The organism is Frankia casuarinae, assembly GCF_000013345.1.
Taxonomy (GTDB): domain Bacteria; phylum Actinomycetota; class Actinomycetes; order Frankiales; family Frankiaceae; genus Frankia; species Frankia casuarinae.
In genome coordinates this window covers 2,722,760-2,745,286 of the sequence record NC_007777.1, presented here as the reverse complement: position 1 = coordinate 2,745,286, position 22,527 = coordinate 2,722,760, and the positions used below count along the sequence as shown (strand labels likewise).

Sequence of the window (22,527 nt, the reverse complement as noted above, 5' to 3'; positions counted from 1 at the left end):
GTGTACGGCCGGGCCGGTCTCGGCCCACTTCGCCCATGAACTCGTGCCAGATGACGTCGCCGGCCTCGCCGGATCGGCGTGCGCCGGGGCACGTCCGGGTGCTGCTTCCCGCGGCAAGCGCGGCTTGCGATCGCATGCTTGTGTCGTAGCTGAGGTTAACCTAAGCTTCGGCTCCATCGGTGGGGGACACGACGACGGGGCTGATGTGAGCGAGACACGGACACTGATTCTCGGGTTAGTCGCGGGCGTGACGATCCTGCTCGGTCTTCCGCTGGGCCGGCTGCGCCGGCCGATGCCGGCCGTGAGCCAGTTTCTCAACGCGACAGCGGTCGGTATCCTGATCTTCCTGGTGTGGGACGTGCTCGCGCACGCCTGGGAGCCTCTCGACGCCGCGCTGGGCAAGGTGCATGACCACACGGGCGGCCTCGCGCCAGTCTTCGGGTACGGAGCGTTGTTTCTGGGCGGCCTTTCCATCGGGCTCCTGGGCCTGCTCGGCTACGAACGTGCGCTCGCGCGCCGTTCTCACCGGCCACAGCCCGTCGATGCGGCCGGGCGGCCGCGTCGCGTCGGGCCGGGTGCCATGGCGGCCGACGAGCTCACCGCACGCACACCGCCGGTCGAGTCAGGCCATTCCCCGGCCCGCCGGCTCGCGATGACCATCGCCGTGGGCATCGGCCTGCACAACTTCGGTGAGGGGTTGGCCATCGGCGGCAGCGCCGGCCGGGGTGAGATCGCCCTGGCCACCCTCCTCGTGATCGGCTTCGCGCTACACAACGCAACCGAAGGTTTCGGGATCGTCGCGCCGCTCGCCGCCGAGACCGACCGGCCCGGCTGGGGCTTCCTGCTGCTGTGTGGGCTCATCGGAGGCGGTCCCACCGTGGCGGGCACTGCCATCGGCCGGCAGTTCACCAGCGACCCGCTGAGCGTGATCTTCCTGTCGCTGGCGGCGGGTTCGATCCTCTACGTCGTCGTGCAGCTCATCGGGGTGGCGTCGCGCCTCGGCCGCAAGGACCTGCTCTACGTCGGGATCCTGGCTGGGCTTACCGCCGGGTTCCTCACCGACGCCGTCGTCACCGCAGGCGGTGCCTGACCCGTCGGCCCGTTGACGGGGTAGCCCTCGGCGCACAGCTTGTCCAACGCCGCGTCCAGGTAGACCGTGTTCCATAACGTGATGCAGTTGATGACCAGGCCGAGCGCGCCGAGCTGGTCTTCCATGCCGGCGTGGTACGGCTCGCGTAGTTCCCCGCGCCGGCCGTGGAAGACGTGCTTAGCCAGGCCGTGGCGGCCTTCCTGCAGGTTGCGCATCCGTTTGATAGCTCGCCGGTAGGACTCGGCGTCGACGTAGGCCAGCACGTGCAGGGTCTTGAAGATCCTGCGGTACATCAGGTCGATGGCATGCAGCGAGTCCCGCGGCGTGCCCGACAGCACCATTCCGGCCACCTCCACGCCCTGGTCGTTGACCATGGTGAGGTAGGTGGCGCCCTTACGCCGGCCGAAGTACTTCGGGTTCGGCCGGGCGTGGATCGAGCGGACCGGCACGACGAACCGGGTGCCGTCGACCGCGGCGACCAGGCCCCGCCCCACGCCTGCGCGGTGGCGATGTCGGCCTGCCCGGCGATCAGCGGGGCGTTCGCGGCGGCGTGCGTCTCGGCCCGTACGTAGTTCTGGTAGATGTGGCTGATCCGCGCCCTGGTCGCGGTCGATGTCCCGGACGACGACACCGGTCAGGAGTCGGTGCTGGCGTTGATCAAGTCGGTGCCGGGCAACGTGAGTCTGGACTCGATGCTGACCGAGATCCGTAAGATGCGTGCGGTCCGCGCGGTCGACCTGCCCGACGGTCTGTTCGCCGATGTCGCCCCGCGGGTCGTCGCGGCGTGGCGGACCCGGGCCGCGGTGGAGTCCCCGTCGCACCTGCGGGACCATCCCGACCCGCTGATGCTGACGTTGCTCGCGGCCTTGCTGCACCACCGGCACGGGGAGATCACGGACACGCTGGTGGAGTTGCTGATCTCGACGGTGCACCGGATCGGCGCGCGGGCGGACCGGAAGGTCACCGAGGAGCTGATCAACGCGTTCAAGCGGGTGACCGGCAAGGAGAACATCCTGTTCGCGATCGCTGAGGCCTCGCTCAGCAGTCCGGACGAGCCGGTCCGTGAGGTGGTGTTCCCGGCGGTCGCGGGTGGGGAGCAGACGCTGCGGGAGCTGGTGGCCGAGTTCAAGACGAAGGGGCCGGTGTACCGGCGCACCGTGCGGACCACGCTGAAGGCGTCGTACTCGAACCACTACCGGCGCGGGCTGATCGCGCTGCTCGACGTGTTGGAGTTCCGGTCGAACAACGACACCCACCGGCCGGTCCTCGACGCCCTCGACCTGATCCGCCGATACGCCGACACCCGGCTGACGTACCTCCCCGTCGGGGAGACGGTCCCGACGCACAAGGGGCTGCTGGGCGACTGGAACGAGCTGGTGTTCACCGACCCGGCCAAGGGCCCGAAGCGGGTCGTCCGCGGCGTCTACGAGATCTGCACCTTCCAGGCCCTGTGCGACAGCCTGCGCTGCAAGGAGATCTGGGTCGTCGGCGCGGAGAAGTGGCGCAACCCCGATGAAGACCTGCCAGCCGACTTCGAGGCCCAGCGCGCCACGCACTACGCCGCCCTGCGTAAGCCGCTGGACCCGACCGCCTTCATCGACCAGCTACGTGAGGAGATGCGGACCGAACTCGCGGCGCTCGACACCGCGCTGCCGAAGCTGCCCTGGCTGGAGATCGCCGAGCGGGGCAGGAACGGCCCGATCCGGCTGACCGACCTCGACGCCGCACCCGAACCGCGCAACCTGCGCCGCCTCAAGGCCGAGGTGCGGACCCGGTGGGGCACCGTCCCCCTGATCGACATGCTCAAGGAGGCGGTCCTGCGCACCGGCTGCCTCGCGACCGCGACCACCATGGCCGGCCGTGGCGACCTGGCCCCCGAGGTGCTCGCCGAACGGCTGATGCTCGCGATCTACGCCTACGGCACCAACACCGGCATCCGCGCGGTCGCCGGCAACGCGCAGAACGGCCACAGCGAGGACGACCTGCGCTACGTGCGCCGCCGGTATCTGACCGCCGAGCTCGCCCGCACGGTCGCCGTCGAGATCGCCAACGCCACCTTCGCCGCCCGGGCGCAGCAGGTCTGGGGCGCCGGCTCCACCGCGGTGGCCAGCGACTCGACGCACTTCGGCGCGTTCGACCAGAACATCTTCACCGAGTGGCACTCCCGCTACGGCGGCCGCGGCGTGCTGATCTACTGGCACGTCGAACGTAAAAGCATGGCGATCCACTCTCAGCTGATCAGCTGCACCGCGTCCGAGGTCGCCGCGATGGTCGAAGGCGCGATCCGGCACGGTACGGCGATGGAGGTCGAGGGCACCTACGTCGACTCCCACGGCCAGTCCGAGATCGGCTTCGGGATCACCCGTCTGCTCGGCTTCGACCTGCTCCCACGTATCAAACGGATCAACAAGGTTCGGCTCTACCGGCCGGCTGCTGGCGAACCGGACGCCTACCCGCGGCTCGGTCCGGCGCTGACCCGGCCGATCCGCTGGGATGTCGTCGCCGAACAGTACGACCAGATGATCAAATATGCCACCGCGATCCGGACCGGCACCGCCTCCGCCGAGGCGATCCTGCGCCGCTTCACCCGGACCAACGCGATCCACCCCACCTACCAGGCCATGATCGAGGTCGGGCGGGCGCAGCGGACCCTGTTCGTCGCCCGCTACCTGCGCGACCGGGACCTGCAACGCGAGATCAACGAAGGCCTCAACGTCGTCGAGTCCTGGAACCGCGCCAACAGCGTCATCTTCTTCGGCAAGGGCGGCGACATCGCCACCAACCGCCGCGACGAACAGGAACTCTCCGTCCTCTGCCTACGGGTCCTGCAGGCCGCCCTGGTCTACGTCAACACGCTCATGGTCCAGGACGTCCTCGCCGACGACGACTGGGCCGAGCAGCTCACCGACGCCGACCTGCGCGGCCTGACCCCGTTATTCTGGACGCACGTCGCCCCGTACGGCGAGGTGAAACTCGACATGACCAGCCGCCTGACACTCAGCGTGTCCGCCGCGGCGCCGCTGGTGTAGACCCGAACAGCCTGGCATGCCTCGGGTCGGGGGGAAGAGACTGAGACATGCCGGGTCCGGCTGGTAACCGCATCCCTCGCCAGGAGAGTTCAACGACGCTCGTCACGTGCCATACGCGTCGCGTGTGAGGGTGGATAGTGCCGCTCGTAGATCGGCGTGAAGCTGGTTGTGTGCCGCGCTAATCGCGTGTTCCTTCTTCGTCCGCTCCGCGCCATATAGGTAAACGGGGCCGACCCGGAGACTCTCCTCCTCCCACCTGTAACGTGCGTGTACATGGCCGTGGAGATGCGGCCAGAGGTTCCCCAGCACTTCGTAGTTGATCCGCAGAAAGTCTTCGTCCCGAGCCGCGCATACCTGCGAGACGGCCTCGCCGAGAAGGGACAGGTCAAAAAGGAAGTCCATTCGTTCTGGGCGGGGAAGGTCAGTCAGATGGTTTGCCGATCCGGCGTAGACGAGCAGGCAGTAGCCGGGGAGATGCTGCGTGCTGCCTAGCACTGCCCATCCAGTGCGCATTCGATGGAGAACGTGGGGTTCCTCACCGCTTTCCAACGTGGTAAGCCATTCGCTGCTCATGTCCACGCCCTCCGTGCCCTGCGCTGTGTCTGCGCGGTCTACACCAACGGGCGCCATACGTTAGCATAAGCACATGATCGATCGGGTCGCTACGCTATGTGATTTGGCTGAAGGTCAGTGGGGGTGTGTCACGGAGCGGCAAGCGGAGAGAGCCGGTGTCTCCGTCGTCGAGCTTGGGCGTTTCAAAGAAGCAGGGGTCGTTGAGCCTGTCATCGAGGGGGTGATGCGTATTCGCGCTGGTGGGAGGCATCTTTTTCCGCGGCTGTACAGCCAGTGGCTGATGCTGGATCCGGAGCGGCCGGGGTGGCTGCGGGATGCCCCGGGGTGCGGCGTTGTCTCCCATGCCACGGCGCTGCGGGTCTACGGGATTGGTGACCGGCCGGGACTCGGCGTGGAGTTCACGCTTCCCGCTGGCCCAGCCCGGCCAAGGAGCTCTCATCCTGGCATCGTCCTGCACTCTGGCGAGGTAGCTGCCGATGAGTGGACGACCCGGTCCGATCTTTTTGTGACCACTCCCGCACGCACATTGCGCGATCTAACCTACAGCGGGCGGTTCGACCTCGCCGAACTCGGCCGCGTCGCCCACGCCTTTCTGCGCACCCACCTAGCGAACGAGACCGAGTTGGCTCGAGGTCTGGAAGTAACCGCCAGGACATCGCCCTACAGCGGTGAAACCGCGGGTTCGTTGGAGTCGATTCTGCGTGCGGCGGACGAGGACAGCGTAGACTTCCCCGCCCACCCGCAGCGCTAGTCAAGCCCATGGCCGACACAGACAGCCATAATCCCGACTCCCACATCGGGCCGGAGTTCCGTGAGGCGTTCCCCTCATGGTCGGAGTTCCGTTCCTACGTCACCGATCGGGCTCGCGCAGCGGAGTTCAATGCCGACCGCGCACTTCACCAGATCTTGACCGGGGACTTCGCAGCGCGCCTCATGAACCGAACCCCGCACGACTGGATCATCTTCGGTTCGCTGGCGCTTCCTTCCCGGCCCGCCACAGACTTCTCGTGGCCTGCCGACTTTCTTCCCGCTCAGCCGAACGAAATCCATCCCGCGTATGTGATGGCCCGATCCGCGTTCGATCTGGACCTGTGCGCTCTCGACATCACGGAATCCTACGGCGTTCATGTCAAGCAGGCTGTGGATGCGGTCACGGTGAACGCGGGCGACACCGCCCGAGCTGAGCGTGGGCTGGGCCTTGGAGGACTGGTCCGCTACAGCGCCGATGTCAGGGTCTACGACAGCGGGAAAATCATGGGAGTGATCGTCGCCCAGCCGATCGACCCGAGATACGGGCCCGGCCAGGCACGTCCCGTCGACGACCCAATCGGACTTGAGATCGACATCAAGCCGCCCGACCGGGTTCCTCTGTTCGGCCCGGCCCACCACGCCGAACGGTCCATCGTTGGCATCGCCGTGCCCGGCCTGGCGCCCGTTACCCCCATGATGTACCCCACGGCCAGCCAGCTCGCAGACAAGATCTCCATGCTGAGCGGGCCAGCCCCCGGTTCGTCCCGCCAGGTCGCACCTGGCCCTCGCCACCGCTACAAGGACCTCTTCGACATCCACTACATGATCCGTACCTGTTCCGTGGAGGCCCGTCACATGCGGGAGGCGCTTGAGGTCAACAACCAGGTCCGCTTCGGCCGCGATGGCCTGCCCCATCCCTACCACGTCTACGGAGCCGGCCGCAGACCCGGTGAACTCGACGTTCCCTGGCGGTCGGCGGTGAACACGTTCAAGGCCGACCAGCCACAGCTCGCGCGCTACCCCGACTTCGACGCGATGGAACGCGCCGCGGCAGGCTTCGTGGCAGAGCTGACCACAGCGTCTCCGACCAGCACCTGGGCACCAGGACGCGGCTGGTCCCCTCCCCGCTCGGATCTCCACGCGCTGGCATTCCCCCGGCCACCATCTCTCAGACCCGGTCCACGGACCCCGCCCGCGCAGCCTCGCACGCTCCCGCCTCACCCGGGCCAGGCGCCCCGGCCACCAACGCGATAGAGGACTTGCTTCGCAGCGTTTCTGCGCCACCCTGGAAGTAGCCGAGCTTCAAGAAACCTACGTTTCCTGAAGCTCGGCCCGAGATGATCCACAACAGTCCTGGAGTCGTCAAAAACTCCTTCAAAAACCGGCACCGTCAACAACCCCGGCGGGACCGTTTGCTGAGATGATCGCGGTCGTGACCGCAGCTTTCGAGCCCGCGAAGTTCCTCGCCGCCGAGCCGGCGGTGCTCACCCACATCCGGATCGGCTACGCCCGGGTGTCGACCGGCGGGCAGAAGCTCGAGCGCCAGATCGACGCGCTCACCGCCGCCGGCTGCCGGCGGATCTTCGCCGAGAAGCAGTCCGGCCGCGACACCGACCGCCCCCAGCTCACCGCCTGCCTGGCCTTCGCCCAGCCCGGGGACACGCTCGTCGTGCCCGCCCTCGACCGGCTCTCCCGCTCCCTGCAAGACCTGATCACCACCGTGGGCGACCTACGCCGCCGCGGCGTCGGGTTCACCTCCCTGCACGAGAACCTCGACACCACCACCCCCGGTGGCCGGCTCGTGTTCCACGTGTTCGCGGCGCTGGCCGAGTTCATCCGCGAGCTCATCGTTACTGGAACCCGCGAGGGCCTGGCCGCCGCCCGTGAACGCGGCCGCGTCGGCGGCCGGCCCACCGTCGCCACCCCAGAGATCATCCGCGCCGCCCGCGACATGCTCCCCAACCCGGACGCCAGCGTCACCTCGATCGCGAAGCTCCTCGGTGTCAGCCCCGGCACCCTCTACAACCACATCCCCGACCTCCGCGAACTCCGCGCCGCCGGCCGGACCCGCCACCAGCTCGACGCCGCCCCGCCGCAGGCCAGCTAGATCATCGCCGTTTGCGGCTGGTGACACGTTTCTTACCGGCACCCCATCTTGCGGTCATGGACGAGCTGTGGCGGGCGCTGCGCGGCGCCCCCGGCACGCCGACGCGCTCACCCGGCTCAACCGGGCCCGCGGCATGGCCAGCCTCATGGTCACCCATTCGCTGGCCGACCTCGACGCGCTACCCACCGAGGAGGACCGGGCCAAGGCCGCCGGCTTCATCGACCGGGCCGCGATCACCGTGCTCGCCGGCCTGCCGCCCCGCGAACTCGCCCGCGTCCAGCAGATCACCCCGCTGACCGACGCCGAGGAACAGCTCGTCACCTCCTGGAGCGCGCCGGACTCCTGGCGGGCCGGCGCCCGCCATCCCGGCCGCGGCAAATACCTGATCAAAACCGGGGGGAGGCTCGGGATACCCGTGCAGATGACCCTGCTGCCCGCCGAGGCGGAGCTGTACGACTCCGACGCCGCGATCCGCGACGCGGCAATGTGGGACGTGCGGTGAACGGCCGCGGGCCGGTCCTGCCCTGGGTGATCCTCGGCGGCCTGTGGGGCAGCATCGGCGTCGGCTGGCTGGCATGGATGACCGTCCGCCTGGCGGCCGTCGTCGGGGGCGGCCATCCACCGGCGTTCGGCGCGTTCGTCACCGCCGTGCTCGCCGGCGACGCCACCCGGGCCACCGGCGCAACCCCGGCCGGGTGGGTTGTGGTGTTCGCCGTGCTGGCCCTCGCCGCCGCCACCGCCCTGGCCGTCGTCGCCGTGCGCGCCGTGCGCCGGGCACGGCGGCGTCGGCGCCGCTCGGCACCCTGGCGGCTTGCCCTGCCCTCCCTCGCCGACCCGGCCGACCTGGCCACGCTCACCCCTGCCGGCGCCGCCGACCGTGCCCGCGCGCTGCGCCCCTCCCTGTCGGATGCCGATGCCCGCCGGCTCGGTGACGACGCCGGCCTGCTCCTCGGTGACCTGCTGCCCCGCGGGCTGCCGCTACGCGCATCCTGGGAGGACGTGCTCCTGGCGGTCATGGCTCCCCGGGCCGGGAAAACCACGGCGCTGGCGATCCCGATGACCCTCGCCGCGCCGGGCCCGGTACTCGCCACCGGCAACAAGGCCGACCTGTGGGCCGCCACCGCACAGGTGCGGGCCGGCGACGGCCGCCGGGTGTGGACGTTCGACCCGCAGGCCATCGCCCACGCCCCCCAGACCTGGTGGTGGAACCCGCTCGCCGCCGTGCACGCCGTCGAGGACGCCGACCGGCTCGCCGGGCATTTCCTCCAGGAGATCCGCGGGGAGAAAACCGGCGGGGACTTCTGGCAGGCCGCCGCCGGGGACCTGCTCGCCGCCCTGTTCCTCGCCGCCGCCACCAGCGGGCGCACCCTGCTCGACGTCTACGAATGGCTCAACGACTCCGCCAGCCCCGTCCCCGCCGAACTCCTCGCCGCCGGCGGCTACCCGGCCGTCGCCGCCGGGCTGCGCGGACGGCAGGCCGGGGCACCGGAAACCCGTGAAGGTGTCTACGAAACCGCCCGCGCCGCCGCCCGCTGCCTGCGTAACGACCGGATCCTCGCCTGGGTCACCCCCGGCCACACCGACCGCCGCCTCGACGTGGCCGCGATCCCGGCCGGCCGCGACGTGCTGCACCTGCTGTCCAAGACCGACGAAGGTGCCGCCTCCCCGCTGGTCGCCGCGCTGACCGACCAGATCGTCCGCGCGGCCGTCGTCGCCGCCGAACGTTCCGGTGGCCGCCTCGACCCGCCGCTCGCCCTCGTCCTCGACGAAGCCGCGAACATCTGCAAGATCGCCGATCTGCCCGACCTGTACTCCCATCTCGGCAGCCGCGGCATCGTCCCCCTGACGATCCTGCAGTCCTACCGCCAGGGCGTGCGCGTGTGGGGCGAGGCCGGCATGGACGCCCTGTGGTCGGCGGCCACCATCAAAATCATCGGCGCGGGGATCGACGACCCGCGCCTCGCCGAGGACCTCTCCCGCCTCGTCGGCGACCACGACGTCGACACCACCTCGGTCACCCGCTCCGCCCAGGGCGCCTCGTCGACCATCTCCAGCCGCCGCCAGCGCATCCTGGAGGCCGCCGACATCCGCGCCATCCCCAAAGGCCGCGCGCTGCTGCTCGCCACCGGCTCCCGCATCGCCGCGATCGCCCTGCGCCCCTGGTACACCGGCCCCCGCGCCACCGAGATCACCGCCGCCATCCGTACCGCCGAAGCCACCCTGACCGCCCGCGCCACCGGCGCCCACCCCGCCGGCGAGGAGGAGACCGATGACAGCCCCCTCACCCACCTCTGACCTGCAGGTGACACTCGACGCGCTCACCGCCCGCCTGGCCCGCCTGGAAACCGCCATCGACGACCACGACGCCGCTTTCAGCGACCTCACCAGCACCCCGACCGCCCCGGCGGGCAGCGCCGACAGCCGCGGACAGGAACAGCAGGAACAGGCCGACCCGCTCTACCCGGACGTGGTCGCGTTCGTCGAACAGTTCTTCGCCCCCGCCTTCGCCCGGCCACTCGGCGGGGAGTTCCGCTGGTGCCCCCACTGGTGGGACCACACCGAAGCCGGCCTCATCCTCGAGGCCTGCTGGCGGACCTTCGAACACTTCCGACTCAACCCGCAGACCGGCATCTCCGACTGGCTGACCCACCACCTCTACCCCCACCTGCACCGGCTGATGAGCCCCACCGGCCCGTTCGCCCGCTGCAACCCCGACCGCGCCACCCACCCCCATGAACCCGACCAGTCCCTGCGTACCGTCCCCCCATCCGCCGGCTGGCCCGCCGGCGCCCCGGAGGTCAACGACCCCTACGGCCACGACGGCGATGCCGGCGCCTATCTGAAATAAGGGCGTGGAGAATCCTGTCTCACTGACCGGCGGGAGAGGAGAAAGACAGCATGGAGAACACCGAAGAGTCCGTCGTGGGTGGCCTTACAGCCTTCGAATGGCATGACGCCACTGCGGCGTCCTGTGAGACTGCGGTCGAGGAGATCAACCAGGTTGTGGGGGGCTACGCCTCGCTGGTGTCGGCTGCGGCCGACGACCCGGGAGGTTCCAGCCCCACAGACGTCGCGGGGTGGCGGCAGCAGATGAAGGCATTTGCCGACCTCCGGCGGGAGCTGCGCCCCGACGACCCGCAGGCCGTCACCGAGGCGCGGCGTGCCTCCGCCGCGGCACTGCGCTACCTGGAGTCGATGCGTGGCCAGTGATGTTGACCGGGAGCGCTACCGGCTGTCCGAGGCCCGCAACGACCAGATCTTCCATGATCTGATCGTTCCAACGGAGTATGCCGGACGGCCGAGGCAGGCCGCGCCGGTCGTGGTGTTCCTCGCAGCACAGACGGGTGCCGGTAAGACCGCCACGGCGCTCATGGTGGCTCAGGCGCTCGACCGGCGCGGCGGAGCCATCCACATCGACCTGGATGTTCTCAAGCCGTATCACCCGATGTACCCGTCGCTCATGGCAGCGGACGACACCACAGCCGGCGCCTACACCAGCATCGACGGACGCCGGTGGATGCAGAAGGCCCAGGAATGGGCTATCGACCACCGCATCGACGTGCTCATGGAGTCGGCGATGCGACTTCCGGACGAGTTCGAACATCCGGCGCGGCGTTTCGCCGCGGCCGGCTACCGCGTCGAGGTGGCCTTTCTCGCCGTCCCCGCGGCGCTGAGCCGGCTGGGGGTGTTAGACCGGTACTGGACGCAGGTCGCCGCACACGGTTACGGCCGGCCGATCGATCCAACCATTCACGACGCCTGCTTCGAGGCGATTCTTCGTGAAGCAGACGCCATCGATCTCCGAACAGTTCCCGTGCACACCACCAGCGTGTTCCGTCGCGGAAACACGTCTCTGTACCTGAACAGTCGCGAGCCCGACGGGTTGTGGCGGCACCCTCCGCGGACGGCTGCAGCGATCCACACCGAACGAACCCGGACATGGACCCCCACCGAAACACGCCGCTTTGCGCAGGCCGCGCGCAGAGTACATGCGCTGGCACGGGCCACGGTCGAGAAAGAGATGGTGGAGGACGTGATCGACCTGGCCCGTCCGCTGCTGGCCGCCCCCTGGACGAACTCCCCTCTCCCAGCGACGGACCTCCTGCCCTGCCTGGCCGGTGGCACCCTGGCCGCCGGCTTCCCTCGACCCCTCCAATCGATAGCAACCGCGAGAGTGCGGCAGGAGAGCAACCAGCGGATGCAGCCCCCGTCTCCACCATCGCCCCACCAAGAGGGCCACCCCCGCCGGTAATGACAATGCCGTAATGATCAGCATTCTTGCCTGCCTCCTCGAGGACTCGCCGCAGCAGGAGACCCGTCACAGCCGTAGCCGCCTCGCGCGGTCCGGCTGGGGGTCAGCGGCGTGGACCGGCCGTGCGGGGTGGCGTGGGGCCGGCCTCTGGGGTGCGGGGTGGGCTGGCGGGGCCGGTGGGTGGGGTGGGGCGAAGCGGGCTGGCGGGGTAGGCGGCGCGGCGGGTCTGCCCGGCGGAGCCGCCGCGGCTCTGCCGGGTCTGGGAGGAGGTGGTGGGGCGGCGGGGCTGCGGGCTGCGCGAGGTCACACGATCCTGTCGGTGGGCGGCGTTGTGCGCTTTTTGCGCCCGCTGCTGGGCCCAGCGGGGGGCGGTGGTGGGGTCGGCCAGCCAGCCGAGGCGGGCGTGCAACGTCGCCGCGGCTGTCGCTGCGTCCCGCCGTTCCAGTCCGCCGGCCATGCCGCGGGCATGGCGGAGCACGTCGGCGGGATGCAGGGACAGGTCGCGGGCAAGTGTGGTGAGCCGGCGGGCGAACGCGTCGAACGCGTCCGCCTCGCGGATCGCGTCCCGTAGCGCGGGCCTGTCCGCGAACACCGCGCTGACGGCCTGTTTGGCGGCGGCCCGGTCCTCGGCAGGCAGGTCGGTGGTGCGGTGCTGCCGGGCGGCAGAGTCCTGCCGATCGGCGCCGCGGTCCCGCGCGGACCCGTCTCGGTCGGCGCTGTTGCCCGGACCGTCGCCGTGAGGGAAGCGGCGGGCATGGTGGTGGGAGGCCCAGGCGTCCTGCTGGTCGCGGAGCCGGGCGGTTTCCTGCTCGGTCTTTCCGGATTTGCGTTCGACGAGGATCTGCGCGGCGAACGTGACGGCGGTCAGCGCTCCGATCGATTTCTCGGCGGCGGCGCTGACGGCGTCGGTCAGTGGATCCGGGTAGCTGGGGGGTGCCTGGGTGGGCTGCGGGTCGGTCACGAAAGGGACTCCAGGTCAGCGGGCACGGGACTGGTCGGCGGCGGTGTCCACCGAGGCGGGCCGGGGCGGCAGGGACAGGGCGGCAAGGACAGGGCGGGTGGAGGACGGGTAGGCGGCGGCGAGCGCCGCCGCGGCCCGCGGCCCCCCGGCACCCGGCAGGGCAGCGGCGGCGCTGATCTCGGCGGCGGACCGGTTGCCGGTGCCGCTGTGCAGACGGGCCAGCGCCGCGCCGGACAGGTCCCCGACGGCGTCGAAGACCGCGCCGATGACATCACTGGCGTCCAGGCCGATACGCCCGGCGGTATAGGAGACGAGTCCGCCGACGAGCGCGGGATCCTCGGTGGCGATGATCGGTGCCACCGCCCGCAGGGCGGTGAACTGATGTTCGAGGAAGCGGCGGTGGTCGTCGTCGAGCCAGGCAAGGCGCTGGTCAATGACGGCGGCGGCCAGGGGCCGTAGCCGCGCCGGGTCGCTCAGCGCGGCGCGCAGCGCGTCCGGGCCGGCGGTAGCCAGCAGCCCGGCGGGGTCGGCCCCGGCGGGCAGGTCGGCGTGGTGCAGGCGGGTGTCGAGGTCGCGTAGCACCTGGTAGGCGCGGGCGGCGGCACGCAGCCCGGCGGGGTCGGGGTCGTGGGCGACGGTGATCCCGTCCCGGCCGGGGGTGGCGGAGCCCAGCACACGGGCGTGGTCGGCGGTGAACGCGGTGCCGCAGGCCGCCACCGCGGCCAGGGCCCGGCCGGTCTGGCGGGCGGCGACGGCGACGGCGAGCACGTCGGTGGGCCCCTCCACGACGACCGGCCGGGCGCCGGCCGCGAGCAGGTCGCGCTGCTCGGCCAGGCCGAACAGCAGCCGACTTTTGTCGAAGAGAACCGTAGTGGGGCTGTTGAGGTATTTCGGGGTCTGCCCGTCAAGCGCCCGGCCGATGAACCCGACGATCCGCCCGTCGGGGTCACGCAGGCCGAACAGCAGCCGGTGACGGAACCGGTCCACCAGGGTGCCGCGGCGGGTACGAGCGGCCAGGCCGGCGTCGAGCAGCTCCTGCTCGGTGAACCCGAGGGCGTGCAGTTGGTCGACGAGCCCGGTCCAGCCGGGCGGGGCGTAGCCGACCATCCACCGCGGATCAGACGCGACGTCGGCCAGGCCCCGCTCGGCGAGCATCCGTCCGGCCGGGCCGTCGGCGGCGCCGGTGAGGTGCAGGGTGTACCAGCGGGCGGCTGCGCGGATCGCGTCGTAGAGCCGGGCATGCTCGGCGCTGGCCTGTCGGGGTGGGGGCGGTAGCGACGAGTCCGCGTGGACGCGCAGCGTCCGCGCCCGGGTGGCAAGGCCCTCGGTCCGGGGAGTGTTAGCGCGCCGGCGTGCTTCGCGGAGTTGCTGGGCACCCGGGCGCGGGCCGGGAGCCAGAGCATGGCCCAGCCGGTCGGCGGCGCTCCACACCCGACGGGTGGCCTCACGGACGACGCCGGCCGGATCCGCTCCGGCGGCCCACTGCCGCGGATCGGGCAGGGCATCAGGGACGGGCAGGGGGACACCGGCGTGGGCGGCGACGAGGTAGGCGACGCTAAGCGCCTCGGCGCGGTCCCGCCCGACGCAGTCGACCTGCGGGCCAAGATCCGGGTGCAGCATCAGGTGGGCGGCGGCATGCGCGAGATCCTGCATGATCCCCAGATCCGCGAGGAACGTCGGGGGGTGGGTGACCGTGCGGTGGACGCGGTCCACCCGCACCTGGCCACGCTCGCCGGCGGCGAGGCTGTAGCCGCGGGCGTGGAACAGGCGGGTCAGCGGGTCGACGAGCAGGGCAGCGTCCCGCACCGGGTTTGCTCGCGTGCGGGCCTGCCCGGCCAGCGCCAGCCACCGGGCCCAGCCGTCGCGGCTGCCCGCCTGCGCGGCCGCGGCCGACAGGTGGGCAGCGACCTGCGGCTCGACCGGTCCCGGTCCGCTCACCACGGCCGGGAGCCAGCCGACGACTCCACCGCCGCTAGGCGGCGGTGGAGTGCCGCGACAGTGTCAGTCAGCGCCTCGTAGGCGGCGGTCAGATCCTCGATCTGCTGCTGCTGGGCGTCGAGCAGGGTCTGCTGGTCATCGAGACGCTGACGCAGAGCGGCATCGGTGTCAGGCATGGCGGGCGGCTCCTACCGGTGAGGGCGGGTGGGCGGCGTCGGATCAGCCAGGGTCGACCGGGCGTCCTGCGACGGTGCGGCCACCGTAGAAGCCCGCACCGCGGCGGTGCGGGGGCGCGGCGGGCTCAGGGCGGCGGTATGCTGGCGCAGCGCATCGCCGGCGGCCTGGGCGTCGCGGGCGGCGTCGAGGGCCTGCTGGGCGCGGCGCAGCCGGGCGATGGCCTCGGCAAGCTCGGCCAGGGCGAGCAGCAACTCGGCGGCGTCGTTGCGTTGCCCGCCGATCCGCCCGAGCGCACGCAGCAGCCGCGCCTGCCCACGCAGCAGATCGGCAGTCCCATCGGCGTGGGGGGTACGGCCGTAGGGGGCAGCGCCGGCCTGCACCAGACGGCGGGCGGCGCCGTCGAGCACACCCGGCCCGCCTCCGCCGAACAGGTGGGCGGCGGCGCCGGCGAGGTCGCCGGCGGCATGCGCGGCCGGTTCCCCCGTCCCCGCGGCGGCCGGATCGGTGGCGGCGGTGTGGATATGGCCGGCAGCGACGCGGGCGGCGCGGGCCGCGTCGGCGACCGTCTGCCGGCGGGCGGCCGGATCGACGATCCGCTGCCCCTCCGGAACGTCGCCGTCCGCGGGTGGGGTCCAGCGGCGGGCGAGTTTCGGCAGGGACAGGTCAGCGCCGAGCCTCGACCCGCCGTACCAGACTGGCTGCCCGTCGCCGGTCAGATCACCGGGCCACGCCACCGCGTAGCCGGTGATCTCGCCGGGGTTCCGGTCGCTGTGCCGCCAGCGGACCAGCAGCCCGTCCCGTTCGAGCGCGGCGGCGAAACTGTCCCGGTCATGCGCGCTCACCGCGGCCGCGCGCACCGTGCGGGCCAGCCGGACCCGCACCGGCTCCTCCTGTCCATGCCGGGCGGCCTTCTCCTGCTCGGCACGGGTCGGCCGCGGCTCGGCGGTGCGGTTACGTGCCCGGGTGCGGCGGAGGCCGTGGCGGATCTCTGCGTCCCGGCACACCTCCCCTACCCGGTGGTAGTCGGAGTCCGGATGAGCCCGTCGCCCGTCGCCACGGGCCAGTACGACGACGAGGTGGACGTGGTTGTCAGCGTGGCGCACCGCAGCCCACCGGCAGCCGTGTGGATCGTCGGCCGGGGCCAGACCCGTGCGCACGACCATGTCCGCGCACACCTGCCGCCACTCGGCGTCGGTGAGCGTCCGGTCCTCGGGTGCGGCGGAGATCGACAGATGCCACACGATCGCCTTCGGACGGATCTGCGGTGGGGTGAGTTTGATGAACTGGTTCATCCACCGGCCCAACGGGCCTATGTCGCGGCTTCCGTCAGGCAGGCGTGGTGGTTCGAGGAGTTCGTGGTCGTCGAAGGCGCCGACCAGATGTGGGTCCACGTGCTCCTCCGACTCGCGGAACAGGTAGTAGAGCAGGCCGTGGACCTCCTTCCCCCGCACCACCTTCCCGATCATGGAAGTTTCGCGGCGGTCCGGTCTGCGGCCCGCTCCACCCGTTCCGCGTGGGCGAGCACGATCCGCAGCACTTCCTCCAACCGGGCGGGAGGCTCACCGACGGTGTGGAAGCGGGCGACGAGCTGGTTGAGGTTTCCTCCCACGCGGCGTAGCTGAGCGGATGCCTCGGCCAGATGGACCAGGGCGTCCCGCCACGGCGTCTGGGTCGGCGGTCGCGTGTTGCGTGCCACGGTGAGGGCTGCCTCGGCGATGTAGCCGCTGAGGCTCATCTGGACGCGTCCGGCTGCCTCGCGCAACTCGGCGAGTTCGTCGTCCGCGAGCCGTATCCGGTACACCGCCCGGCCCTGTCCCGGGGGCCGGTAGCGGCGCGGCCGCGCAGACAGGCCGCTGCCGTCCCCACTCGTGCCGGTCACGGCCGCCCTGTCCGCGCCCGCCGGCGCGGACCCTCCATCCGTGGGACGGATGGATATCTTGCTGCCGCGATCTGAGGTGACAGGGCCCGGCGGCGGCTGCCAGCGTGGCCCGGTCCAAAGCGGCGGCTGGACGGGGCGGTCGCCGCGTTTTCACGGCAGGAGACGGTGAGGCGATGGCAACCCAGGCAACCCGAAAGGCCGCGGAACAGGCGGCGCTTGAGGCACTGGGCGGGCGGGTGGCCGCGATCGGCGACCTCGGTCTCGCGGCGGCCCGGCGCGCCGACGCCGCCGACGGGCCCGCGCGGGCAAAGGCCCGCACGGCCGAGCTGCTCGCCGCCGCCCGCGCCGAAGGACGCGCTCTGACCGACGCCGCCGTCGAGGAAATCGCGGCCGCGGACGACGACTACGCGGCCAGACGCGCCGCCGCGGTGGACGCCGGATGGACCGAGCAGGAGCTCGCCGCGCTGAACTACCCGCCGCTGTCCCGGCGCCGACGTACCTCGCCGTCCACCCCTACGGCGGCGCCGACAGGCCGCCCCACCAGCGCGGACAGCCGCCTGCCCACGCAGGACATCCCTGCGACGGACAGTGCGGAAACCTCGGCCTGATCGTGACGTCACGCAGCCAGAGAAGTGCATGATCTCCCCTCGGACCTGCTGTTTCCCCCATAATGCTCCGCCATGTGAGCATGTCACCCGTTAGCGTCACGGACAACGCAAAACGTGCACGGCAGACGACGGGTTCGGAAGCGGTCCAGGGAGGCGGCTATCGTGGCACGACGGCGACGGACGGTGCCGATCTCGGCCCTGCTGGGGCAGATGTCGTTCGACGACATGTATCCGCCCTCGCCGCCGCCCTGACCGAACAACGTGTGCTGACCGCCTCCCTGGCGACCGCCGGCGTCGGCCAACGAATCACCGTCGATGTCGCTACCACCCGAGTCGGCAATATTCTCGACGCCACTCTGGCCATCGACGGCAAGCAGGCTGCCGCAGTCCGACTGGATGTGGCCGCATCAGCCGAGGAAGGCCTCCTCGACAAGTGGATCACTCTGCACACCGACGTCAGGACACCACTATCCGACTGGGCACCTGTCCACGCTGGTCTGCGCCGCATTCAAACCGCTCCCCCGTTTCCCGCGGCGGCCTGGACGGTGCTGGTGTCCACCTCGCCCGACAGGCAGATCTGGACACTGCGTGGCCTACGCATCGTCTTGCGCGAGGGCGATGCGGCCGACTTCGCCATGCATGAGGCTGAGAAGGCCGTCGAGGCGGACCGCCGCGATGGCACGGATCTGCATGATCGGGCGCACTACCGCGTCGAAATCTTTGACCGCGACGCCAGCGGTCTTCTCGTCGTCGCGGTCCACGACCACGCACCGCTGGCGGTGGCCGGCGTACCGGCCGCAGCAGCAGGGCTCGACGTCGAAGACCTGCCCTACCTGCCCGACGATCCCGAGCATGCCGCTACCGGTACGCAGGGGGCCGCGCCGGCGCTGGCCGGGCCGGCGGAACCCGTGCGCTACGCCCTGAGCCGCAGCGCGACGACCGCTCCCCTGGTCCTGACCGAGAACGACGTGGAGATAGCCCGGGTGCGCATCGACCCCGGCAGGGCGTCGACGGAGAACCGGCAGATGCTGCGCGACTGGGTCAGTCTGCACACCGGGCAACCGGCGCCGCCGGTCGACTGGCTGCAGTTGCGGCGCGGACGGTGGGAGTTCGACGCCCCAGCGCCGGCGGCAGGTCCGACCGCCGGGCCACGTGGGCAGCTGCTCGTCTCCGCCGACGGTGGACAGAGCTGGGTGCTGTACGGCGTCGGAACGCCCCGGGCTGACGCCGACCCGCACCGTGTGGCCGAAAGCGTCGTGGCACACGAGATCGCCCGCCTGCGCGGGCAGGTCGGGGACGATGCGGCACTTCTGGTCCGCTGCGAGATGTACAGCCCGGACCGCCAGATCGTCGCCGTCGACAGCCGGGATCTGCGCGGCGACGTCAACGCGACCGCGGCGGGGACAGTGCCGGCCGAGGGACAGGATCCACCACGCTACCGCGGCGAGCTGTACGGGCCGGACCGCGCCCTACGGCGTACCTACGAGCATCCCGCAGAGCCCCGCCCGGCCCCCGCCCGTCCGCCCGCCGTGGCCGGCCTGCTCGGCGCTGCTTTCCCTCCCACCCGGGCGGGCGTCACGCCGGCGTCGCCCCCGTCACCGTCCGACTCGGCTGCATCGACGATCCCGGCGTCGCCGACGATCCCGGGCAGGCCGCCCCATACCGGCAGGTGACAGCGCCGTCGGCGCGGTCACGTGAGTCAGATGGTGGAGATCCGCTGCCACATCCGGCCGGGCGTGCGGCCCGCAGGTAGGTGTACACGGTCTCGCGGCTGATGCCGAACGCCTTGGCCAGGTCGGACTTCCGCGCGCCGCCGGCGGCGCGCTCGCGCAGATCACGCGCCTGGTCGGGGGTGAGGGCGGGTTTGCGGCCGGTGTAGACGCCGCGCTGTTTGGCGGCGGCGATGCCCTCGCGCTGGCGTTCGAGGATGAGGGCGCGTTCGAACTCGGCGAACGCGCCCATGACCGACAGCAGCAGGGTCGCCATCGGCGAGTCCTCACCGGTGAAGGTCAGGCCCTCCTTGACGAACTCGACCCGCACGCCCTTGCCCGTCAGCATCCGCACGGTGCTGCGCAGATCGTCGAGGTTGCGCGCGAGGCGGTCCATCGAGTGCACGAGCACGGTGTCGCCGTCGCGGACGAACGCGATCATCTCGCCGAGCTTCGGCCGGTCGCTGTCCTTCCCGGACGCCTTGTCGACGAACACCCGCTCGACGTCCACCCCGTCAAGTTGCCTCACCGTGTTCTGGTCGGCACTGCTGACTCTGACGTAGCCGACCCGCATCCGCCCTGACCCCTTCCGCACCCTGAAATGTCAGGATGGACTCTAAGAACCAAGTAGACATACGTCAAGAAACGCTGCGACGGACTCTAACCTGACACTTCTCGCGCTAGTTGATCGTGTGGTGTTGGGGTGTACCCCAACCGGACGCGAAACCGCCGACGCCAATCCGCCCTCTGTCCGGGGGCTGGCTGCGGCGTGGCGAGCCTCGACGAACGCGATGACATCACGGTGGTGGTAGCGCACAGTGCGCCGTCCATCGGGTTGTCTCGCCAGCGGTCGGTCTGTGGGATGGGTGATGGTCTCGCGGCCGCGCGGGCCTCCGAACCCCTGACTCGCATTCACCGGCCCGTTCAGTCAGCAGGTGCGCACAGGCCGTAATAGGGTTGTGTGCTGGAAACGCGGATTGTGCCGGTTTGATCATGTATGGCAGTGGAACGGGGGTGCGGGTGGACACGGATGTTGTGCTGGTTCGGCACGGAGAGGCGCACTGCAATCTCGCGGGCATCGCTGGCGGCGACCGGGGCTGCACCGGGTTGACGCTGCGGGGGCGTGGCCAAGTAGACCAGGCGGGCCGGCGGCTGGAATGGATGCACCACGACCGCCAGTTCGATGTGGTGTATGCCGGGCCGCGGCGACGGGTCCGTGAGACCGCCGCCGTGATCTCCCCACGCCTTGGCTTGACGCCGCACATTGAGCCACGTCTGTCCGGCCCGGCGCATGGTGACGCCGACGGCAAGCCGTGGACGGATATCTGGGAGGCGTTCGGCTCGAGTCCTGCTGACCAGCCGGACCGCCCGTTCGCTGCCGGTGCCGAGAGCTGGAACGCGTTTCTCGCCCGGGCGACCGATTGTTTGCAGAACATCGTCACGCGTCACGCTGGCGAGCGGATTCTCATCCTCGCGCATGCGGAAACCGTCGAGGCGATGCATACCCTGCTGCTGGGTCTACCCGCCGGGTCCTCGGCGCGGGTGGCCTTCACTGTGGCGCATGCTTCTTTGACCCGCTGGGTGCACCGTACTCCCGAGATCGGCTCGGCTCGGTGGACGTTGGTTTCCCACAACGACACCGCCCATCTCATCGCCTTACCGACGACGGGTTTCGACGACGTTCAGGACGGCGACTCGTGACTCCTTCTGCTTCATCGTCATCGGCTGAGCGCGTTCGTCATGCCTGGCAGGAACGGACGGCAAGCCAGGCACGACTGCGTATCGCCGACCGTTCGCTTGGCCGTGTAGCACTGGCCGCGGCTCGCGAGGATGCCGCGATGGGCCTGCCCCTGGTCATCCTGAGCGATCCGACAGTGCGTGGTGCACTGGACGCGGCGCGGCTGCATGCCCCCGGCCCGTATCTTCACGAGGGACGGTGGGAACTCGCCGATGTCATCGATCTGTATGTGTGCGGCGACCTTCCCAGTGAACGGCTGGTAGAGATCCTCGCTATCTGGCCATACCAAGCCCATGACCCTCACCGGGATGAGGCTCAGCCATGGTCGGACAGCTTCGCTGTCGTGGAGGCGGCTGGTGATGCCGGCCTGCTGCCGCGGCCGCTCGTCGCCCAAGTACGCCGCCACCGTAGCGACCTGACCTGATAGACAGATGGCCTCCTCGGACGAGTACCGGAGCTACGCCCACACGCTGGAAACTCTGCTTGCGCCCGGCGGGATCCTGTCGACCAGATCTCCCTACGCCACCGCAGACCAGGCCCTGCCCGGTGGTGTTCCCAGCGAGCAACGTGCCGCGATCTATGACCGGGTCGTCGACCGCTACCTGACAGCTCACGTCGCCCAGCACGGCCAACTGCCCCATCCTGGCCGACAGCTTAGCCTGATCGTCGGGCCGCCTGGTGCCGGCAAATCCTCAGCCCTGACCGCTGCCGGGGCCCAGGGGATGGAGCTGTCCGGGACACTGATGCTCGAACGCGACGAGCTGATGCGCATACTTCTACACGAGCTGGCTACGCAGGGGACTCTGCCTGTCCCTCACGAGCTACGTGACGGCCTCGACGGAATACCTGTCGTACCCGCCGAACTCCATGATCTGATCAACGCCGAAGGAACCTATCTCGCGCACAGAGTCGCCGCCGTCGCACGGATGCAGGACTGGAATGTCGGATGGCAGAACACCCTCGGAGATCTAAGCGGAATGCAGGCCGGTATCGCGGAGTTCCGTCGGGCCGGATACGGACCACCACAGGCCATCTGCCTGGAGGCATCCGAGCAAGTTCTCCTCGACCGTACCTACCAGCGGTGGGAAAGCGGACGCCGTGACGTAGAGGCCGGCCGCGACACTCTTGGCCGCCATTGGGTCACCCGCGCCGGGCTGTCGAGTGCCTTCCGCGACCAGAATGGATCGACAACGACAACGCCGGCGAGCAGCCACCGGCTCGCCGTTCTTGAGCAAAGCGGCCAGACCGGACGCATCATCGTCATCAACACGACCGAGTTTCCCGGCCGCGTCGTGCACGACACCGCTACACACGGAGCTCTTCGAGAGCGTATTGCCCGGCCGGACGCGGCGAAGATCATACGGCGGGCTTTCCCTCCCCCGGAGAGGACACCCCCTGGACAGGATGGCAGGCGTCGGCCGCAGCCTCCCCCGGAGACGGGGAACTCACCGCGGCCCCACCGATGAAGATGATCTAGATAGATCACCATGTAACCCGGTGAAGCCGGCGGGTCTACCGGCCAGACCGCCGCGGCCCGGCCGCCGCGGCCCGGCCGTCTCTGGCCCGGGTGAGACGCCCGTACGGGGTACGGGCGCCGACGTCGGGGGCCGGACACTCGGCTGAGAGGAGGCGGGGTAGGCCGCGCCGAGCAGACCACGCACGCCCGTCAGGCGGGGTTCGGCGGGAAGGTCGTAGGTCCGGTACAGAGTGCGATCA

At 70.5% G+C, this 22,527-nt stretch carries 22 protein-coding genes and 1 pseudogene; 15 read left to right on the top strand and 8 right to left on the bottom strand.

The features are described from left to right. The first annotated feature begins 205 nt into the window (after positions 1–205). Positions 206–1,090 (top strand): ZIP family metal transporter, encoded by an 885-nt coding sequence (locus tag FRANCCI3_RS11905; RefSeq protein ID WP_011436780.1) that lies wholly within the window; start codon positions 206–208, stop codon positions 1,088–1,090. Here FRANCCI3_RS11905 and FRANCCI3_RS26185 read toward each other — a convergent pair. Then, on the bottom strand, positions 1,018–1,584 hold the full coding sequence (locus FRANCCI3_RS26185) for a Tn3 family transposase (protein WP_023840301.1): 567 nt from the start codon (positions 1,582–1,584) through the stop codon (positions 1,018–1,020). The genes FRANCCI3_RS11905 and FRANCCI3_RS26185 overlap by 73 nt on opposite strands. 87 nt (positions 1,585–1,671) lie before the next feature. On the opposite strand from FRANCCI3_RS26185, the gene FRANCCI3_RS11895 reads away from it, so the two are divergent. Then, on the top strand, positions 1,672–4,119 hold the full coding sequence (locus FRANCCI3_RS11895) for a Tn3 family transposase (RefSeq protein ID WP_011436779.1): 2,448 nt from the start codon (positions 1,672–1,674) through the stop codon (positions 4,117–4,119). A 102-nt stretch (positions 4,120–4,221) separates the two neighbouring features. Here FRANCCI3_RS11895 and FRANCCI3_RS29070 read toward each other — a convergent pair whose 3' ends face one another. Beyond that, on the bottom strand, positions 4,222–4,632 hold the full coding sequence (locus tag FRANCCI3_RS29070) for an HIT domain-containing protein (RefSeq protein WP_369807866.1): 411 nt from the start codon (positions 4,630–4,632) through the stop codon (positions 4,222–4,224). Between the two features lie 283 nt (positions 4,633–4,915). Between FRANCCI3_RS29070 and FRANCCI3_RS28060 the strand changes: the two genes are divergently transcribed. The 8 genes from FRANCCI3_RS28060 (at position 4,916) to FRANCCI3_RS11850 (ending at position 11,801) form a co-directional block, all read left to right on the top strand. Next, entirely contained in the window at positions 4,916–5,443 is a 528-nt protein-coding gene (locus FRANCCI3_RS28060) for a hypothetical protein (protein ID WP_011436777.1), read from the top strand. Between the two features lie 8 nt (positions 5,444–5,451). After that, a complete protein-coding gene (locus tag FRANCCI3_RS11880) occupies positions 5,452–6,696 on the top strand; it encodes a nucleotidyl transferase AbiEii/AbiGii toxin family protein (RefSeq protein WP_011436776.1) in 1,245 nt (414 codons plus the stop codon). A gap of 166 nt (positions 6,697–6,862) precedes the next feature. After that, complete coding sequence (locus FRANCCI3_RS11875; protein ID WP_011436775.1) at positions 6,863–7,549, top strand: recombinase family protein; 687 nt, start codon at positions 6,863–6,865, stop codon at positions 7,547–7,549. 67 nt (positions 7,550–7,616) lie between these two features. After that, the gene (locus FRANCCI3_RS11870; RefSeq protein ID WP_011436774.1) at positions 7,617–8,051 is read left to right on the top strand and encodes a hypothetical protein; all 435 of its coding nucleotides are present in this window, start codon (positions 7,617–7,619) and stop codon (positions 8,049–8,051) included. Then, positions 8,036–9,844 carry a type IV secretory system conjugative DNA transfer family protein gene (locus FRANCCI3_RS11865; RefSeq protein WP_035958263.1) on the top strand — a complete coding sequence of 603 codons (1,809 nt, stop codon included), beginning with the start codon at positions 8,036–8,038 and terminating at the stop codon, positions 9,842–9,844. Before FRANCCI3_RS11870 ends, FRANCCI3_RS11865 begins: the two co-directional genes overlap by 16 nt. Next, the gene (locus tag FRANCCI3_RS23450; protein ID WP_011436772.1) at positions 9,819–10,397 is read left to right on the top strand and encodes a DUF4913 domain-containing protein; all 579 of its coding nucleotides are present in this window, start codon (positions 9,819–9,821) and stop codon (positions 10,395–10,397) included. Before FRANCCI3_RS11865 ends, FRANCCI3_RS23450 begins: the two co-directional genes overlap by 26 nt. A gap of 50 nt (positions 10,398–10,447) precedes the next feature. Further along, the gene (locus FRANCCI3_RS11855; RefSeq protein ID WP_011436771.1) at positions 10,448–10,759 is read left to right on the top strand and encodes a hypothetical protein; all 312 of its coding nucleotides are present in this window, start codon (positions 10,448–10,450) and stop codon (positions 10,757–10,759) included. After that, complete coding sequence (locus tag FRANCCI3_RS11850) at positions 10,749–11,801, top strand: zeta toxin family protein (protein WP_011436770.1); 1,053 nt, start codon at positions 10,749–10,751, stop codon at positions 11,799–11,801. Before FRANCCI3_RS11855 ends, FRANCCI3_RS11850 begins: the two co-directional genes overlap by 11 nt. 103 nt (positions 11,802–11,904) lie before the next feature. On the opposite strand, the gene FRANCCI3_RS26945 is transcribed toward FRANCCI3_RS11850, so the two are convergent. From FRANCCI3_RS26945 to FRANCCI3_RS11825, 5 genes are read right to left on the bottom strand one after another with little or no spacing between them, the layout of a single operon-like run. Further along, the gene (locus tag FRANCCI3_RS26945; protein WP_011436769.1) at positions 11,905–12,762 is read right to left on the bottom strand and encodes a hypothetical protein; all 858 of its coding nucleotides are present in this window, start codon (positions 12,760–12,762) and stop codon (positions 11,905–11,907) included. A 15-nt stretch (positions 12,763–12,777) separates the two neighbouring features. Next, entirely contained in the window at positions 12,778–14,703 is a 1,926-nt protein-coding gene (locus FRANCCI3_RS23445) for a toprim domain-containing protein (RefSeq protein WP_011436768.1), read from the bottom strand. Further along, on the bottom strand, positions 14,697–14,876 hold the full coding sequence (locus FRANCCI3_RS11835; RefSeq protein ID WP_023840308.1) for a hypothetical protein: 180 nt from the start codon (positions 14,874–14,876) through the stop codon (positions 14,697–14,699). Before FRANCCI3_RS11835 ends, FRANCCI3_RS23445 begins: the two co-directional genes overlap by 7 nt. Before the next feature lie 12 nt (positions 14,877–14,888). Next, on the bottom strand, positions 14,889–16,343 hold the full coding sequence (locus FRANCCI3_RS23440; protein WP_049760909.1) for a relaxase/mobilization nuclease domain-containing protein: 1,455 nt from the start codon (positions 16,341–16,343) through the stop codon (positions 14,889–14,891). Then, positions 16,340–16,756: a plasmid mobilization protein gene (locus FRANCCI3_RS11825; RefSeq protein WP_011436766.1), complete on the bottom strand. Its 417-nt coding sequence runs from the start codon at positions 16,754–16,756 to the stop codon at positions 16,340–16,342. The genes FRANCCI3_RS23440 and FRANCCI3_RS11825 overlap by 4 nt, the downstream gene beginning before the upstream one ends. A 173-nt stretch (positions 16,757–16,929) precedes the next feature. Between FRANCCI3_RS11825 and FRANCCI3_RS11820 the strand changes: the two genes are divergently transcribed. Both FRANCCI3_RS11820 and FRANCCI3_RS11815 read left to right on the top strand, forming a co-directional pair. Beyond that, the gene (locus FRANCCI3_RS11820) at positions 16,930–17,364 is read left to right on the top strand and encodes a hypothetical protein (protein WP_011436765.1); all 435 of its coding nucleotides are present in this window, start codon (positions 16,930–16,932) and stop codon (positions 17,362–17,364) included. Between the two features lie 263 nt (positions 17,365–17,627). Further along, positions 17,628–19,037, top strand: coding sequence for a hypothetical protein (locus FRANCCI3_RS11815; RefSeq protein WP_041257900.1), 1,410 nt, complete (start codon positions 17,628–17,630; stop codon positions 19,035–19,037). A gap of 52 nt (positions 19,038–19,089) precedes the next feature. On the opposite strand, the pseudogene FRANCCI3_RS11810 reads toward FRANCCI3_RS11815, so the two are convergent. Further along, positions 19,090–19,647, bottom strand: a pseudogene (locus tag FRANCCI3_RS11810) (recombinase family protein); the annotation flags it as partial. A gap of 446 nt (positions 19,648–20,093) precedes the next feature. On the opposite strand from FRANCCI3_RS11810, the gene FRANCCI3_RS11805 reads away from it, so the two are divergent. From FRANCCI3_RS11805 to FRANCCI3_RS11795, 3 genes are all read left to right on the top strand, one after another. Further along, positions 20,094–20,774 (top strand): histidine phosphatase family protein, encoded by a 681-nt coding sequence (locus FRANCCI3_RS11805; RefSeq protein ID WP_232235164.1) that lies wholly within the window; start codon positions 20,094–20,096, stop codon positions 20,772–20,774. Between the two features lie 137 nt (positions 20,775–20,911). After that, the gene (locus FRANCCI3_RS26175) at positions 20,912–21,235 is read left to right on the top strand and encodes a hypothetical protein (RefSeq protein ID WP_023840311.1); all 324 of its coding nucleotides are present in this window, start codon (positions 20,912–20,914) and stop codon (positions 21,233–21,235) included. A gap of 7 nt (positions 21,236–21,242) precedes the next feature. After that, positions 21,243–22,277 carry an AAA family ATPase gene (locus tag FRANCCI3_RS11795; RefSeq protein WP_011436760.1) on the top strand — a complete coding sequence of 345 codons (1,035 nt, stop codon included), beginning with the start codon at positions 21,243–21,245 and terminating at the stop codon, positions 22,275–22,277. Positions 22,278–22,527 lie beyond the last annotated feature (250 nt).